Below are 14,982 nucleotides of genomic sequence, written 5' to 3'. Positions count from 1 at the left end.
CCGACGGCGCCCCGCCCGGCCGTTATCCATCCGCGACAACGGCGGGGACGATCGCCCATGACGGCGACCGGTCCGCGGTCCTAGGCTGTCGGGACTCCTCCCCGGTGTGCCACGAAGGGACCCCCCGCAATGACCGACCCGGTCGTCCCCACCACTTCCGGCGCGGTCCGCGGTCAGGTCACCGCCGACGGCGTCGCGCTCTTCCGCGGTGTGCCGTACGCCGCCGCGCCCGAAGGCGACCTGCGCTTCGCCGACCCCGTCCCCGCGCCGCCGTGGGAAGAAGTCCGTGACGCGAGAAGACCGGGGCCGACCGCGCCGCAACGCCGCCACGACGTCCCCGGCCTGGACCTGACCCCGATCGCCGGCACCGGCTGGCGGCCGGGCCCGGAGTACCTGACGGTGGACGTGTGGACGCCGCAGCCGGGCGGGGCGGCGCTGCCGGTCCTGGTGTTCGTCCACGGTGGCTCGTTCCTCGGCGGTACCGGGTCGGCCGCGGCCTACGACGGCACGGCGTTCGCCCGCGCCGGCGCGGTGCTGGTGACCGTGCAGTACCGGCTCGGCGTCGACGGCTTCCTGCCGCTGGAGGGCGGCAGCACCAACCTCGGGCTGCGCGACCAGCTCGCCGCGCTGCGCTGGGTCCGGGAGAACATCGCCGGGTTCGGCGGCGACCCCGGCAACGTCACCCTCTTCGGCGCGGCCTCCGGCGCCGTCAGCGTCGCCTGCCTGCTCGGCTCGCCGCTCTCGCCGGGCCTGTTCCACCGCGCGATCGTCCAAAGCGGACACCCCGACATGGTGCGCGACGGTGTCCAGGCGCGGCGGCTGGCCCGGGTCGTCGCCGACGAGCTGAAGGTCGAGCCGACCGCGGAGTCCTTCCGGAAGGTGTCGACCGAGCAGCTGCTCGACGCCCAGGACGCCGTCCTGCGCCCCGGCGGCGCGCCCGATCTGCGCGACGCGCTGGGCTACGACCGCGGCTACGGGCTGAGCCCCTTCCTCCCGGTGATCGGCGACGACGTCCTGCCGCACCACCCGGCCAAGGCGATCCGGGCGGGCGCGGGCCGCGACGTCGACCTGATCGCCGGCAGCTGCAGCGAGGAGATGCGGCTCTACCTGGTCCCGACCGGCGCGCTGGAGGAGGTCACCGACGACCAGGCGATCGCGTCGCTGGCGGTGTCCCACCCGGACCCGGCCGGCGTGCTGCACGCCTACGGCCTCGGCTCCGGCGTCCCGGCGGGCCAGGTCCTCGTCGAAGCGCTGACCGACCTGGTCTTCCGCGACGGCGTGCGCGACCTGGCCGACCACCACACCGGCCGGACGTTCCGCTACGAGTTCGAGTGGGGTTCGCCCCTGCTCGACGGCCGGCTCGGCGCGTGCCACGGGCTCGAGCTGCCGTTCGTGTTCGACGCGCTGGCCGCGGTGCCCGGCCCCCGCGGCCTGCTCGGCGAGGCCCCGCCGCAGGACCTGGCCACCGAGCTGAACGGCGCTTGGCACCGCTTCGCCGCCACGGGTTCGCCGGGCTGGCCGGAGTACGCGGGCGAGGACACCGTGTTCCACGCGTACTGAGCGGCGTTCGCGGGCCTCAAGGTCACGAACGCGTAGCGCGCCTTGCTCCACCGGGCTGGACTCCGGCCCGGGACGGTTGACGGCTCCCCCGCGGCGCTGCCAGGCTCAGGCCCGCCCGGACGGCCGGATGATTGGGGTCCACCGATGCCCGAGGCGGGCTCTGCCGCACCGCCGCGCGCGCTCGTCCGCACGTTGCTCCGCAGCGGCACCCCCGCGGAACCCGCCGGGCCCGCCGACGACGGCGACCTCGCCGCGGTCGGGGACGCGACGCTCGCACGTGCCTCGCGCTACTGGGTCCTCGTGCCGCTGGCGTACCGGATCGCGGCGTTCGTCAAGGTGTTCATCGGGTTCGCCGCGGCCAACGGCGGGGCCGGGCTCGGCCCGGTCCTGGGCGCGACCGTGTTCGCCGTCCTGACCGGCTCCGCCGCGGCGGTCTGGGTGCTGCGCTCCGGCGGCCTGCGGGCCCGGGTCACCGGCCGCGCCCTCGGCCTGGACCTGGCCGTCGGCGTCCTGCTCAACTTCTTCGTGGCCGCGACGGCGCCGGCGGCGGTCCAGCCGTTCGCGGTCGACGTGTCGTGGACGTGGCTGGTCAGCGCGGTCGCGATGTGGGCGGGCACCTCCGGGCTGCCCGCCGCGCTGTGGCTGTTCGCCGCGGCCGTGCCGCTGCGGGCCGCGCTGACCTTGGCCGGCGGCCTCCCGCTGGGCCACCAGCTCGCCCTGACGCGCTCGATCGGCTGCCTGGTCGCGCTGGCGGTGGCGATCGTGCTCGCCGTCGCGATCCTCATCATGCTCGGCGTCGGCACCCGGTTCGCGGTGGACATCGGGCTGCGGCGCGGGCGCGAGGCCGAACGCCGCCGGACCCGGCGGATCATGCACGACAGCGTGCTGCAGACGCTCGAAGCACTGGCCATTTCCGCACCGGGCGACGACGCGCAGGCCGTCACGCGGCTCGCGGAACTCCGTTCGGTCGCCAAGGCGGAGGCGGCCGAGCTGCGCCGCCGGATCACCGAGCCGGTGCCGACCGGCCCGACGCGCAGCTTCACGATCGAACTCGCCGACGTCGCCACCGAACTGGCCCGCGACGGCCTGCGCACGCAGCTCGTCGCCGCGGACTTCGCCGACGACCACAAGGTGTCCCGCGACCGCCGCACCGCGCTGGTCGAAGCGGTCCGGGAAGCGTTGCGCAACACCGTGAAGCACTCCGGGACCAAGCAGGTCGTGCTCCGCGTGGAGGAACGCGACGGCGGCATCGCGGTGGTCGCCCGCGACCAGGGCCAGGGTTTCGACGTCCGCGACCGGCCGCCGGGCTTCGGCATCAGCCAGTCCATCGTGGCCCGGCTGGCCGAGGTCGGCGGGCACGGCACGGTCGACTCCCAGCCTGGGCGCGGCACCCGCGTGACGATGTGGGTGCCGGGCTAGGCAACGGGTCTGCGCTGCGGCACAAGACTCCCGCCACGACCGGGGCGCACCATGCCCGGACAGTCCCCAGCGGGAGGAGAAAGCCATGGCCGAGTCGGGCTCCCTGCGCCGCGACGCGCTGGGCACACCGGGCGTCGTCTTCCTCGTCCTCGCCGCCGTCGCGCCGCTCACCGGCATCGTCGTCATCGCCTCGCTGGGCATCGCGCTCGGCAACGGCGGCGGCATGCCGGGTGCGTTCCTGCTCGCGGCGCTGATCCTGGTGCTCTTCGGGGTCGGCTACGCGCAGATGAGCAAGGTGGTCACCGGCGCGGGCGGCTTCTACGTCTACGTCACCAAGGGACTCGGCCGCCCGCTGGGCCTGGTCGCCGCGCTCGTCGCGCTGCTCGGCTACAACTGCTTCGTCGCCGGCGCGGTCGGGACGAGCGGCTTCTTCACCGCGAACGTCGTCGAGCAGGTCTTCGGCTGGCACACACCGTGGCAGGTCTGGAGCCTCGTCTCCGCCCTCGCGGTGTTCGCGCTCGGCCGCCGCGGGGTCGACGTCAGCGCGAAGGTGCTCGGCGTTTCGCTCGTCCTCGAGGTGTCGATCCTGCTCGTCCTCGACGTCGCGGTGGCCGTCCGGACCGGGCTGGACGTCTCCGCGTTCGCGCCGGGCGTGGTGTTCTCGGACTCGATCGGGATCGCGTTCCTGTTCGCCTTCAACGCTTTCGTCGGCTTCGAAGCCACCGGGTTGTTCAGCGAAGAGGCCCGCGACCCGCACCGGACGATCTCCCGCGCGACCTACACGGCGATCGTCCTGATCGGGGTGTTCGCCGCGGTGACGACGTGGGCGCTCGTCAGCGCGACGGGCGTCGCGGAGGCCGGGCGGACGGCGCAGGACCACCTCGCGACCGGCGACCTCGTCTTCTCGATCAGCCGCACCTACCTGGGCTCGTTCCTCACCGACGTGATGATGCTGCTGCTGGTCGTCAGCCTGTTCGCGGCGCTGCTCGCACTGCACAACTCGGCGACGCGATACTTGTTCGCGCTCGGCCGGGCCCGCGTGCTGCCCGCCGTCCTCGGCCGGACCAACGCGGCGAACGGGGCGCCGTACGTCGCGAGCGGGACGCAGATCGGGCTGGCCACGCTGATCGCCGCCGGCTACGCGCTGGCCGGGCTGGACCCCCTCGCCGACCTCACCGCCAGCATGACCGGCATCGGCACCCTCGGCGTGATCGCCCTCCAGGCACTGGCCGGCATCGCGGTCGTCGCGTACTTCCGCAGGCGGCGCGACCCGCGGCTGTGGCGCACCGCGATCGCCCCCGGCCTCGGCGGCCTCGGCCTGATCGCGGTGACGGTGCTGGCGATCGTCAACTTCCCCACGCTGGCCGGCTCCGAGGCACCGGCGATCGCCCCGCTCCCGTGGCTGCTCGCGGTGGCGGCGGCCGCCGGTCTCGCCCTGGCGGCCTGGCTGCGCCGGCGACGCCCGGACGTCTACGCGGGCCTGGACGCGCTCGGCCTCGACGCCGAACCCGCCGCTCGTTAGCCCGCGCGGCGGCGGTCAGCCTCGTCGACCGCCACGGAGTGCGGTCCGGCAGCCGCGGCACCCGGTGACCGGGCTCACGTGCGCCGGCGACGCGACCGCACTGGTGGATCCACCGGCCGTGCACGTGGGGCGGGGCTGGCCGGAACTCGGTGGTTCCTGGCATTCCAGCCACTCCCGGGCCCTGATCGAGCCCAGTAGGTTCGCCGCGTGTCGAAATTCCTGCTCTCGGTCCACGTCCTGGCGGCGGTGCTCGCCGTCGGCCCGGTCGCCGTCGCGGCCAGCATGTTCCCCGCCGCCGTCCGGAAGGGCGAAGCGAAGGTGACGACGATGCTGCACCGGATCTGCCGCGTGTACGCCTACGCCGCCATCGCCGTCCCGGTGTTCGGGTTCGGCGTCGCGGGCACCATGCACGTCATGGGCGACCCGTGGCTGCTCACGTCGATCGGCCTGACCGCCGTGGCGGCCGCGGTCCTCGCGCTCCTGGTGCTGCCGCGGCAGAAGCGGTTCCTGACCGGAGAGTCCACTTCGGACAAACTGGGCCGTCTCGCGATGGTCACGGGGGTGTTCAACCTGCTGTGGGCGGCGGTGACGGTCCTGATGATCGTGCGGCCGGGTTCCTCGACGGGCGCCTAGTGATCACGCGCTCGATCAGCGCACCCCGGTTACCTCCCGGTACGGTGGGGTCACGAAACGACCCCTGACGCGCCGACCCGGAGGAATGGTCCATGCCACAGCCCGAATCGGCTTCGAAGAACCCCGACAAGGGATACCTCGCCCTGCTCGGCTGGAGCCTCAACGCGATCGAAGCCCTCGACCGGTTCGACCGCCGCTACGTCGTCGTCGCCCCGGAGTGGGCCGAGCAGTACTGCGCCGAGCACGACATCCCTTACGTGCCGTGGAATTTCGAGCGGCTCAACGAACGTTCGCTGGAGATCGCGGAGATCCTCAAGGAAAGAGGCGTCGACGTCGCGATTCCACTGTTCGAGGAGACCGTGGAGTGGGCCGGGGCGATCAACTCGGTGCTGCTCGACAACCCGCGGCTGTTCGGGCAGGCGATGCTGTTGCGCGACAAGGCTTTGATGAAGCGCCGGGCCCAGCTCGGCGGCATCCGGGTCGGCATCTTCGAGGAGGCCCACGACCGCGACGACGTGATCCGCTTCCTCAAGCGCGTCAACCAGACGCTGCTCAAGCTCGACGGCGACCCCAACGACCCGATCCACCTCAAGGCCTTCGACAAGGCCGGCTGCCTCGGGCACCGCGTCATCCGCACACCCGACGAGATCGACACGATCCCGGACGACGAGTTCCCCGTCCTCATGGAGTCCCACCTGGACGGCTGGGAGTTCGCCGTCGAGGCGTGGATCCACAACGGGAAGATCAAGTTCCTCAACATCTCCGAGTACGTCACCCTCGGGTACTCGGTGTTCGTGCCGGCGACGTCGGAGCTGGAGAAGTACCGGCCGCAGATCACCGCGCAGATCGAGAAGCTCATCAAGACCTTCGACATCGAGTTCGGCTTCGTGCACCCGGAGTACTTCGTCACCAGCGACGGCGAGATGTACTTCGGCGAGGTCGCCTACCGCCCGCCGGGCTTCAAGGTCTTCGAGCTGCTCGAACGGGCTTACGGGTTCAACGCCTACCAGGGCCTGGCGCTGGCCTTCGACCCGAAGACGACGGAGGAGGAGATCGACGCCTTCTTCCCGCGCGAGGTCGTCGACGCGTCCGGCGTCGCGGGCTGCTTCGGCGTCTACCCGCGCCGGCGGGTCGTCAGCGAGCTGCGGATCCCGGAGCAGACCCAGGACGACGACTACTACGAGTCCCACGACCTTTCGGCGCCGCTGGAGGAGACGGTCACCAAGCGGACCGCTTTCGGCACGCACTGGGGCCTGCTCTACTTCTTCGGCGACGACGCGTACCGGATGCGTGATCTGCTGAAGGAACAGGAAGAGTACGACTTCTACGTCTGATCCGTCCGATGTGGAGGCCGGCACCCGACCCCGAGGAACACCTGTGAACCCGACCCCCGCCGCGACGCTGGACAAGCGCGTGGCTTCGCTCGACGACGCCGTGCAGGCCATGGCGGAGACCCGCGACTTCGGCAAGCACACGAAGCTGCGACGCGTCCTGGAAGCACTGCGGCGGGTCCTGCTGCTGCCAGGCGGGCCCGCGGCGATCCAGGCCCGCGCGCAGGCCATCGAGGAAGCCGGCGTGTTCGAGGGCACCGACTGGGCCACGCCGGAGATCCTCGTCCCGGCACTGGTCGGGCCCGGGCTGCGCAGCGAAAACGGCGACACCGTCGTCATCGAGGCGACCAGCGAGCTGCGGATGCTCGCCGTCGCCCGCGGGGACTTCGCGCACCCGACGCTGTCCGCCGAGGACGCCCGCCAGTTCCTTTCGCAGGTGCTGGCGATGAACCTCGAGCTGCTGTTCACCCCGCCCAGCGAGGCGGAACGGGTCCGCCAGGGCCGGACCGCGCAGCTGATCCGGGACCTGTTCCGGCACGTCGCCGACGAGGTCGGCTACGACACCGTCCTCGACGAGGTGGTCGACGAGATCTGGCGGATCCTGCGCCAGCGCCCGATCCAGGTCGACCAGGTGCAGTCGCTGATCACCCGCATCGCGATCTACCGCGGCGACCCGGACGTCGCACTGGGCGCGTCGTCCGGGCAGGGGCTCGACCGGCTCATCACCAGCCTCTTCGGCACCACGGAGGCGTGCCGGGAAGACCCGGGGGTCGACGTCTTCCGGGCGCGGCTGGAGTCGATGGACACCGGCGCCCTGCAGTACGAGGCCACCGGGTTCGCCCGGGCGATGCACGACACCGGGCTGGTCTCGCCGTACCACGCGGAGCTGCTGCGGTTCCTGCGGCACGAAAGCGACTACCTGCTCGGCGAGGCGCTCGGGCTGTCCGAAACCGGGCGCAACTGCCTGCTGCGCTACCGCGACCTGGTGCACCGGCTGATCGAGGTCGCCGTGCACCCGCAGACCGCGCAGTGCATCTACGGGCTGGCGCTGCTGCTCGACCGCGGCATCCTCTACGAGCCGCCGGTGGTGCCCGCGCTGTGGCGCCAGCTGGCGCTGGACCTCGCGCCGGCCGCGCGCGAGCGGCTGACGACCGTGTTCGGCGACCGGCCGGGACCGGCGGCGCGGCTCACCGCGGGCGTGCTGTCGATGCTGGGCCTGCCGCTCGGCGTCGGGCAGGGCGACAACCCGACCTGCCAGTCGGCCCGCGCGCTGTCGATGTGGGCCTACAACGATCCGGACTACCTGCTGCAGATCGTCACGTGGGCCGCGCGCGACGACGAGGTGATCATGCACTTCGAGGGGCAGCCGATCTCGTCGAAGGACAGCGCGGCCGGGCTCGCGGCCACGCCGCCGGCCGACCTCGACCCGGTGTCGCTGCTGGTGGTGCCGCACCTGGACCGGATCTACGCCGAGATGGGACGCCGCTGCGCCGACCGCCCCGGCGACCCGCACCGGTGGGTCAACCCGGAGTTCCACGGCTGGTGGACCGCGCGCGGCTTCCGGATCAACGTCGACGTGGCGACCGGGCAGCTGATCGGCCTCGACGACTTCTACCGGCACTTCCACGCGAGCTACCACCCGTTCTTCAACGGCGGCCAGCCGCTGATCCACCCGCAGCCGGCCGGGATCGCGGTCACCGACAGCGCGGCCCGCTACATCGGCTGGCACGCGATCACGATCCTGCGGGTCGGCCCGGACCCCCAGGGCGTCATGCGGGTGTACTTCTTCAACCCGAACAACGACAGCGGCCAGGACTGGGGTGACGGCGTGGTCGTCTCCACCGCGGGCAACGGCGAGCGGTTCGGCGAGGCTTCGCTGCCGTTCGACCAGTTCGCGTCGCGGCTCTACCTCTTCCACCTGGACCCGCTCGAGCGCGGCCAGCCGGAGAAGGTGCCCGCGGAATCCGTCGCCGGGATCCTCGGGTACGTCGAACGCAGCTGGGGCGCCGACCGGCTGCCGGCCGGCCGCCTCCAGGCCGCGAAGAGCCCGCCCGAGTCCTAGCCGGGCACGCGGACCGCGACGAAGTCCGGCCGGCTCCGCAGGGCGAACCCGAGCGAAAGGTACAACCGGATCGCGGAGGTGTTGCTCGCCGCCGCGTGCATCATCGGCGTCTCGCCGCGCTCGCGGATGCCCGCCGCCACGGCGAGCACGAGCCGCGTCGCCAGGCCTTCCCCGCGGTGGGCCGGGTCCGTGCAGACCGCGCTGATCTCGGTGTAGCCGGGCGGGTGCAGCCGCTCCCCGGCCATCGCGACCAGCGCGCCGCCCCGCCGGATCCCGAGGTAGGTGCCGAGCTCGACGGTCCGCTTCCGGAACGGCCCCGGCTTCGTCCGCTCGACGAGGTCGAGCATCTCCGGCACGTCGGCGAGCCCCAGCCGCACGGCCTCCGGCTCCGGCGCGGCCGCGACCCCTTCGTCCACCAGCTGGACACCCGGGGTCACGCCGACCACCTCCCAGCCGGACGGCGGCCGCGCGGCGGTGGCGGCGAGCACGATGGTCGTCCCCGGCCCGGCGAGCTCGGCGACGTCCAGCCAGTCCCGCGGCCCGGGATCGTCCGGCAGCGCGAGGAAAGGGGCGACGTCTTCGGGGTAGCGCACCACGCGGCCACGCCCTTCGGCGAAACGGGCGTGCGGACCGGTCAGCGACGCCAAGGCCGGGTTGTCGAGCGGAGAAGCCATACCGCCAGGATCCCTGCCCCGCCCGGCCGGGCGGCACCGGTCCCACATCCTGAGCGCCGCCGGTAGGGTGCGCTCGTGGGTTCGCAGGTCCCGGTGTGGATACCGATCGTCGTCGCGCTGCTCGGCCTGGCCGGGGTGCTCGCCACGCAGCTGCTGTCGGGCCGCCGCGAGGCGAAGCGGATGGCCGAGGAAACCGCTCGTGAAGAACGTCGCTGGCAGCGCGAGCGCGAGGCCCGCACCCACGAAACCCGCGCCGGCGCCTACGCCGAACTGCTCGGCGTCCTCGAAGCGTTCGACTCGGTCCTGTTCCGCGCGCTCCGGTCCCGTGAGCTCGGCAAACCCGTCGACGAGCACCAGGTCACCGAGCTACGCGAGGTGCGGAGCGAGACCCAGCACGCGCTCGGCCCGGTCGTGCTGCACGCGCCGGAGTCCGTGCGGGAGCTGGTCAGCGAGGCGACGCTGCCGCGGATGCGGCTGACCTCGCGGCTGCTGGACCCGGACCACCCCGGCACGGAAAACCGCGCCCTCTGGACCGCGGGCCAGCGCGGCTACCGCCTCCTGCGCGCGAAGATGCGCCTCGACCTGGGGTTCGACGCGGAACCGCTGACCGCCATCGAGGCGATCGGCGCTCAGCCGACGGTGGTCAGCGGCTCGTCGGACAGCACCTCGGACCCGGCCGACACAACCAGCCTGCCGCCGCCCACCTTGTAGGTGTAGTCGCCGTTCACCGCGACGAAGCCGTCTCCCGAGGCCTCGGCGGGCAGGACGATGTGGGTGTCGCCCGACGCCGTCTGCCCGCGGGCCTGGCCGTCGTAGAAGATCCGGCCGTCGGGAGTCCGGCAGATCGTGACCTGCGACTTCACCGTCTGCCCGGCCAGCAGCACGGTGCCCTGGCCGCCGGGCAGGTAGTGCGCGGCGTCGCCGGGGCACGGCTTCCCGGCCGGCGTGGCCGAGGTCGTGGGCGTGGGCGGCGTGACCGGCGGCGTGAGGGTGCCGGCGGTCGTGACCACGGTCCTGGTCGTGGGCAACGCGGGCGTCGTGTAGGCCGGGAACGGCCCGGACGCGGCGGGATCCGGCTCGGAGCGCCCGGTGAACAGCAGGACGCCGCCGACCGCGAGGCCCGCGACCACCATCAGGGTCAGCAGCACCCACAGCGCCCGGGCGCGGGCCCGGCCCGGCGCCAGGCTCGAGCAGGTGCCGCAGCGCCCGGCGGCGGGGTCGTTGACCGCGCCGCACTGCGCGCACATCCACGGGGTACCCGACATCGGGCCTCCTTCGGCCCGGCGCCTCGCGGCGCCGTCACCTCATCGTCACCGACGAGGACGCCCGCTGCAACGGTCCGGCTCCGAACGGAACCGTCACGTTCGTGCCCGGGTGGTGCTCCGCCCCTTCGCCGGGTTCGGGCGAGAAGCCACGCCATCTGCTCCGATCGGACGAGAGCAGCATCCTCGCCGAACGCCGTGACCGCGCCGATCGGCGGTTTTCGGCGGCACCCTCAGAGCACGAACCGGCGCTGGGCGTCGGGTTCCAGCGGCAGCGCCCCGTGCAAAGCGGCCCGCGCGCGCAGTTCCAGCGAACGGTCGAGGGGCCGGGTGCCCGGCACCGGCGCGGTGTGGAACGTGCCGCGGTCGAACAGGTACACCAGCGCGAGCTTCCGGTCGAGGCGGCCGGTCTGCTCGCCGAACTCGACGGTCGCGAACCGCAGGCAGCCGCCGTACCCCGCCCGGGTCAGCCGGTCCGCGACGTCGACCAGGTCACCGGTCAGCACGCGCAGGTCGCGGTTGCGGCGCCAGCAGCGCACCGTCGAGCGGCCGTCGAGGTCCTGGGTCACCAGCGGGTGCACCGGCAGCCGGGCCGACGTCGCGGCCAGCAGCTCCGCTTCGGTGCGGGCCAGCGCGTCCCCGGTCACCTTGAAATCGACCGTGCCCCCGCCGGTGGGCGCCAGCCCGAGCGCGGCGCGCATCCGCGGTGCCGCGGCGGCGAGGGTGTAGAGGGACTGCAGGTGCGGGCGGGACGTCCAGCACCGGACGAGCTTGCTGTCCAGCAGGGTCACGACGATGGTGTCCTATCTCCGGTCGAAAAGACCGCCGGGCCGGGCGCACTGGCAATGTCCACAGTGGACGTCAGGCGCGGGGACACCGGGGTCGGAGAGGACAGCATGCTCCCGCACCGCGTGGTTCCGGACCGGAACCACGCGGTCACGCGGCGAACGGCAGCACTTCGCCGCCGAACGGTCACACCGGGTCAGGTTCGACCGATCAGCGGTACCCGCCCGCCTCACGCCACCGAAATGACGACCTTCCCGAGGTTCTGCCGGCTCCGGAACCGCTCGAAGGCCCCGTCCGCGTCGTCGAACGGGTGAACGCTGTCGACGACCGGCTCGAGCGGCCGGACGGCGAGCCACCGGAGGAGGTCCTCGGTGTCCTCGCGGCTGCCGACCCAGATCTTCCGCAGGGTCGCGCCACTGCGGAAGAGGTCCATGAACCCGACCGGCGGCCCGTCGGCGCCGACGAACCCGACGAGCGCGATCTCGGCGTGGTGCGTTCCGGCCGCGACGAGCGACTGCGCGAACGTGCCGGGCCCGCCGACCTCGACGATCCGGTCCGCGCCCCGGCCGCCGGTGGCGTCGAGGACCGCCTTGCCCCACTCCGGCGTCGCCCGGTAGTCGATGACGGTGTCGGCGCCCCATTCGGTCAGCTTGGCCGCCTTCTCCGCGCTGGACGTCGTCGCGACGACGCGCGCGCCGCGCTGCTTGGCCAGCTGCAGGGCGAACAGCGAGACGCCACCGGTGCCGAGGGTGAGCACGACGTCGCCCGGGCGCACGCCGGCGAGCGACGTCCACGCGGTGACCGCGGCGCACGGCAGCGTCGCGCCCTGTTCGAAGCCGAGCGAATCCGGGAGCGCGACGAGCGCGTGTTCCCCGACGGCGCGGTACTCGGCGAGCCAGCCGTCCTGGCCGTTCCCGTAGCCGACCAGCGTGTCCGGCAGCCGGCCCGCGATCCAGTGCGAGTGGAAGCCGCCGATCACCCGATCACCGGCCGCGAAGCGGGTGACGCCTTCGCCGACCGCGACGACCTCGCCCGCGGCGTCGGACAGCGGGATCAGGCCGCCCGGCCCGGTGCTGAAGTGGTCGCCGTCGAGGATCAGCAGGTCGCGGTAGTTCAGCGACGTCGCCCGGACGCGGACGAGCACTTCCCCGCGCTGCGGTTCGGGCATCGGCTCGTCGCGCCGGACCGGTTTTCCGGCCTCGGGACGGTAGACGCGCACCGGGGACCTCCTTCATGTTAACCAAATGACTAACATCGACCATGGCACAGCTCCGCGCCTCCCGGCAACCAGGGATACTCGGGACATGGCCAGCCGCACCGCGACCCCGTTGGACCACCCGGCCCTCGACGACGTCCCGTTCGGCGCGGCCCTCGAAGCCCTCCGCGACCCGCACCGGCTGGCCATGGTCGCCGCCCTCGCCCGCGAACCCGGCCAGTCGTGCGGCGCGATCATGCCGCCGGTCAGCAAGCCCGCGGCGTCCCGGCACTTCAAGATCCTCCGCGCGGCGGGCCTGCTCAAGCAGTGGGACAGCGGCACCCAGCGGCTGAACGCCCTGCGCCGCGAGGAGTTCGACGCCCGCTTCCCGGGCCTGCTCGACCTGGCCCTCGCCGAAGCCGCCCGCTGATCCGGGACCTTCCACCCCAACCAGACATTTAGCGTTGCTAATAGATCTGAGTCAGAGCTAGTTTGGCGGCATGACCGCACTAGCCGACCGGCTGCTGGGCGCCGTCCAGGGGATCCGCCGCGTGGTGCGCCGCCGCGTGCGCGCCGAAGTTCCCGGCTCCCCGCTGCCCGGCGCGCAGGTCGAGGTCCTGCGCGTGGTCGCCGACCACCCCGGCATCGGCGTCGCCGCGGCCGCCCGCGAGCTGCACCTGGCGAACAACTCGGTCAGCACGCTGGTCAACCAGCTCGCCGAAGCCGGGCTGCTGCGCCGCGAACCCGACCCCGCCGACCGGCGCGCGGCCCGGCTGGAGATCACCGGCGCCGCGCGCGACCGGATGGCGTCGTGGCGGCGCGCCCGGACCGGGCTCGTCGCCGAAGCCCTCACCGCACTGTCCGAAGAGGACCGCGAAGCCATCGAGAACGCGTTGCCCGCCTTGGAAAAACTCATGGGCGTCCTGAAGGAGCAGCCATGACCGGACCCGCGGTGCGCTGCACCGGCCTGAGCCACTCGTTCGGCCCGACCCGCGCGGTGGACGGCGTCGACCTGGAGATCCGCGCGGGCGAGGTGTTCGGCCTGCTCGGCCCGAACGGCGCGGGCAAGACCACCACCCTCCGGATGATCACCACGCTGCTGCCGGCGGCGCCGGAGAAGATCACCGTCTTCGGCGTCGACGTCGCCCGCCGCCGGATGGCCGTGCGGCGGCTGATCGGTTACGTCCCGCAGCAGCTGTCCGCCGACGGCGCGCTGACCGGCCGCGAAAACGTCGCGCTGTTCGCCCGGCTCTTCGACGTCCCCCGCGCAGGGCGCTCGCAGCAGGTGCGGAACGCCCTGGAGCTGGTCGGGCTCGAGGCGGACGCCGACCGCACGGCCAAGACGTACTCCGGCGGCATGATCCGCCGCCTCGAGCTGGCCCAGGCCCTCGTCAGCTCGCCGCGGCTGCTCATCCTCGACGAGCCGACGATCGGCCTCGACCCGGTCGCCCGCTCGTCGGTGTGGGAGCGGATCACGGAGATCCGCGCGGCGACCGGGATGACCGTGCTCGTCACGACCCACTACATGGACGAGGCCGAGCAGTACTGCGACCGCGTCGCACTGATGCACGCCGGCCGGATCCGCGCGCTGGGCACCCCCGCCGAGCTGGAAGCGGGCCTCGGCCCGGAGTCCACTTTGGACGACGTGTTCCGCGCGGCGACCGGCGACCGCCTCGACAGCGACGAAGGAGGGATCCACGGTGTCCGTGCCACTCGCCGTACCGCCCGCCGTCTCGGCTGACCCGGGCCCGCTCGGCCGGCTGCGCGTGCTCGCCGCCCGCGTCGGCGCGATGTGCCTGGTGGAGCTGCAGAAGCTGCGCCGCGACCAGACCGAGCTGCTCACCCGCGCGATCCAGCCCGCGCTCTGGCTGCTGATCTTCGGGGAGACGTTCACCCGGCTGAAGGCGATCCCGACCGGCTCGACGCCGTACCTCGACTACCTCGCGCCCGGCATCCTCGCGCAGTCGGCGCTGTTCATCGCGATCTTCTACGGCATCCAGATCATCTGGGAGCGGGACGCAGGCGTGCTCGCCAAGCTGCTGGTGACCCCGACCCCGCGCGCGGCCCTCGTCGCCGGGAAGGCGTTCGCGGCGGGAGTCCGCGCGCTCGTGCAAGCGCTGATGGTCCTGGTGCTGGCCGCGGTCCTCGGCGTCGGGCTGACCGTGAACCCGCTGAAGCTGCTCGCGATGGCCGTCGTCGTCGTGCTCGGGTCGGCGTTCTTCTGCTGCCTGTCCATCGTGATCGCCGGGATCGTGCTGTCCCGCGAACGGCTGATGGGCATCGGGCAGGCGATCACGATGCCGTTGTTCTTCGGCTCCAACGCCCTCTACCCGGTGGACCTGATGCCGTCGTGGCTGAAGGTGCTCAGCCACGTCAACCCGTTGAGCTACCAGGTGGACGCGCTGCGCGGCCTGCTGATCGGCACGCCCGCGCACCTGGGCCTCGACTTCGGCGTGCTGGCCGCGGCGACGGCGGTGGCGATTTCGGTCGCTTCGGCGCTGCTCGGCAGGTTGGCCCGGTGAGGCCCATCTCTCACCG

At 72.9% G+C, this 14,982-nt stretch carries 15 protein-coding genes; 11 read left to right on the top strand and 4 right to left on the bottom strand.

Translation table 11 applies throughout. The annotated features are described in order from the left end of the window. Positions 1-129: 129 nt before the first annotated feature. The 6 genes from AB0B33_RS38300 to AB0B33_RS38275 all read left to right on the top strand — a co-directional run bounded on the left by AB0B33_RS38300 (position 130) and on the right by AB0B33_RS38275 (position 8,527). Positions 130-1,560 (top strand): carboxylesterase family protein, encoded by a 1,431-nt coding sequence (locus AB0B33_RS38300; protein ID WP_247024578.1) that lies wholly within the window; start codon positions 130-132, stop codon positions 1,558-1,560. Between the two features lie 144 nt (positions 1,561-1,704). Continuing rightward, positions 1,705-2,979 (top strand): ATP-binding protein, encoded by a 1,275-nt coding sequence (locus AB0B33_RS38295; RefSeq protein ID WP_360781265.1) that lies wholly within the window; start codon positions 1,705-1,707, stop codon positions 2,977-2,979. A gap of 85 nt (positions 2,980-3,064) precedes the next feature. Next, positions 3,065-4,501: an APC family permease gene (locus AB0B33_RS38290; protein WP_360781263.1), complete on the top strand. Its 1,437-nt coding sequence runs from the start codon at positions 3,065-3,067 to the stop codon at positions 4,499-4,501. Positions 4,502-4,708: 207 nt separating this feature from the next. Then, positions 4,709-5,134 carry a hypothetical protein gene (locus AB0B33_RS38285; protein ID WP_360781261.1) on the top strand — a complete coding sequence of 142 codons (426 nt, stop codon included), beginning with the start codon at positions 4,709-4,711 and terminating at the stop codon, positions 5,132-5,134. A 92-nt stretch (positions 5,135-5,226) separates the two neighbouring features. Beyond that, a complete protein-coding gene (locus tag AB0B33_RS38280) occupies positions 5,227-6,468 on the top strand; it encodes a carboxylate--amine ligase (RefSeq protein ID WP_360781259.1) in 1,242 nt (413 codons plus the stop codon). A 43-nt stretch (positions 6,469-6,511) separates the two neighbouring features. Continuing rightward, entirely contained in the window at positions 6,512-8,527 is a 2,016-nt protein-coding gene (locus AB0B33_RS38275) for a hypothetical protein (RefSeq protein WP_360781258.1), read from the top strand. Here AB0B33_RS38275 and AB0B33_RS38270 read toward each other — a convergent pair. Next, positions 8,524-9,201 carry a GNAT family N-acetyltransferase gene (locus tag AB0B33_RS38270; protein WP_360781256.1) on the bottom strand — a complete coding sequence of 226 codons (678 nt, stop codon included), beginning with the start codon at positions 9,199-9,201 and terminating at the stop codon, positions 8,524-8,526. The genes AB0B33_RS38275 and AB0B33_RS38270 overlap by 4 nt on opposite strands. Positions 9,202-9,276: 75 nt before the next feature. On the opposite strand from AB0B33_RS38270, the gene AB0B33_RS38265 reads away from it, so the two are divergent. After that, positions 9,277-9,912 carry a hypothetical protein gene (locus AB0B33_RS38265; protein WP_360781254.1) on the top strand — a complete coding sequence of 212 codons (636 nt, stop codon included), beginning with the start codon at positions 9,277-9,279 and terminating at the stop codon, positions 9,910-9,912. Here the strand turns inward: AB0B33_RS38265 and AB0B33_RS38260 are convergent. The 3 genes from AB0B33_RS38260 to AB0B33_RS38250 form a co-directional block, all read right to left on the bottom strand. After that, positions 9,831-10,466 carry a hypothetical protein gene (locus AB0B33_RS38260; protein ID WP_360781252.1) on the bottom strand — a complete coding sequence of 212 codons (636 nt, stop codon included), beginning with the start codon at positions 10,464-10,466 and terminating at the stop codon, positions 9,831-9,833. The two genes, AB0B33_RS38265 and AB0B33_RS38260, sit on opposite strands and share 82 nt — an antisense overlap. A 230-nt stretch (positions 10,467-10,696) precedes the next feature. After that, positions 10,697-11,254 (bottom strand): hypothetical protein, encoded by a 558-nt coding sequence (locus AB0B33_RS38255; protein ID WP_247024593.1) that lies wholly within the window; start codon positions 11,252-11,254, stop codon positions 10,697-10,699. A 224-nt stretch (positions 11,255-11,478) separates the two neighbouring features. Beyond that, entirely contained in the window at positions 11,479-12,468 is a 990-nt protein-coding gene (locus AB0B33_RS38250; protein ID WP_360781250.1) for an NAD(P)-dependent alcohol dehydrogenase, read from the bottom strand. A gap of 85 nt (positions 12,469-12,553) precedes the next feature. Here AB0B33_RS38250 and AB0B33_RS38245 point away from each other — a divergent pair, with 85 nt between their 5' ends. From AB0B33_RS38245 to AB0B33_RS38230, 4 genes are all read left to right on the top strand, one after another. Next, complete coding sequence (locus tag AB0B33_RS38245; RefSeq protein WP_247024597.1) at positions 12,554-12,874, top strand: helix-turn-helix domain-containing protein; 321 nt, start codon at positions 12,554-12,556, stop codon at positions 12,872-12,874. A 70-nt stretch (positions 12,875-12,944) separates the two neighbouring features. Continuing rightward, positions 12,945-13,385 carry a MarR family transcriptional regulator gene (locus tag AB0B33_RS38240; RefSeq protein WP_360781248.1) on the top strand — a complete coding sequence of 147 codons (441 nt, stop codon included), beginning with the start codon at positions 12,945-12,947 and terminating at the stop codon, positions 13,383-13,385. Then, positions 13,382-14,185 (top strand): ATP-binding cassette domain-containing protein, encoded by an 804-nt coding sequence (locus tag AB0B33_RS38235; protein WP_360781246.1) that lies wholly within the window; start codon positions 13,382-13,384, stop codon positions 14,183-14,185. Before AB0B33_RS38240 ends, AB0B33_RS38235 begins: the two co-directional genes overlap by 4 nt. After that, entirely contained in the window at positions 14,145-14,966 is an 822-nt protein-coding gene (locus tag AB0B33_RS38230) for an ABC transporter permease (protein ID WP_360781244.1), read from the top strand. Before AB0B33_RS38235 ends, AB0B33_RS38230 begins: the two co-directional genes overlap by 41 nt. Positions 14,967-14,982: the final 16 nt, after the last annotated feature.

This window comes from Amycolatopsis sp. NPDC049159 (assembly GCF_040648295.1).
In the GTDB taxonomy this organism is placed as follows: domain Bacteria; phylum Actinomycetota; class Actinomycetes; order Mycobacteriales; family Pseudonocardiaceae; genus Amycolatopsis; species Amycolatopsis pretoriensis_A.
Note: the sequence above shows the minus strand (reverse complement) of the source record. Positions and strands in the feature narration are given on the sequence as shown.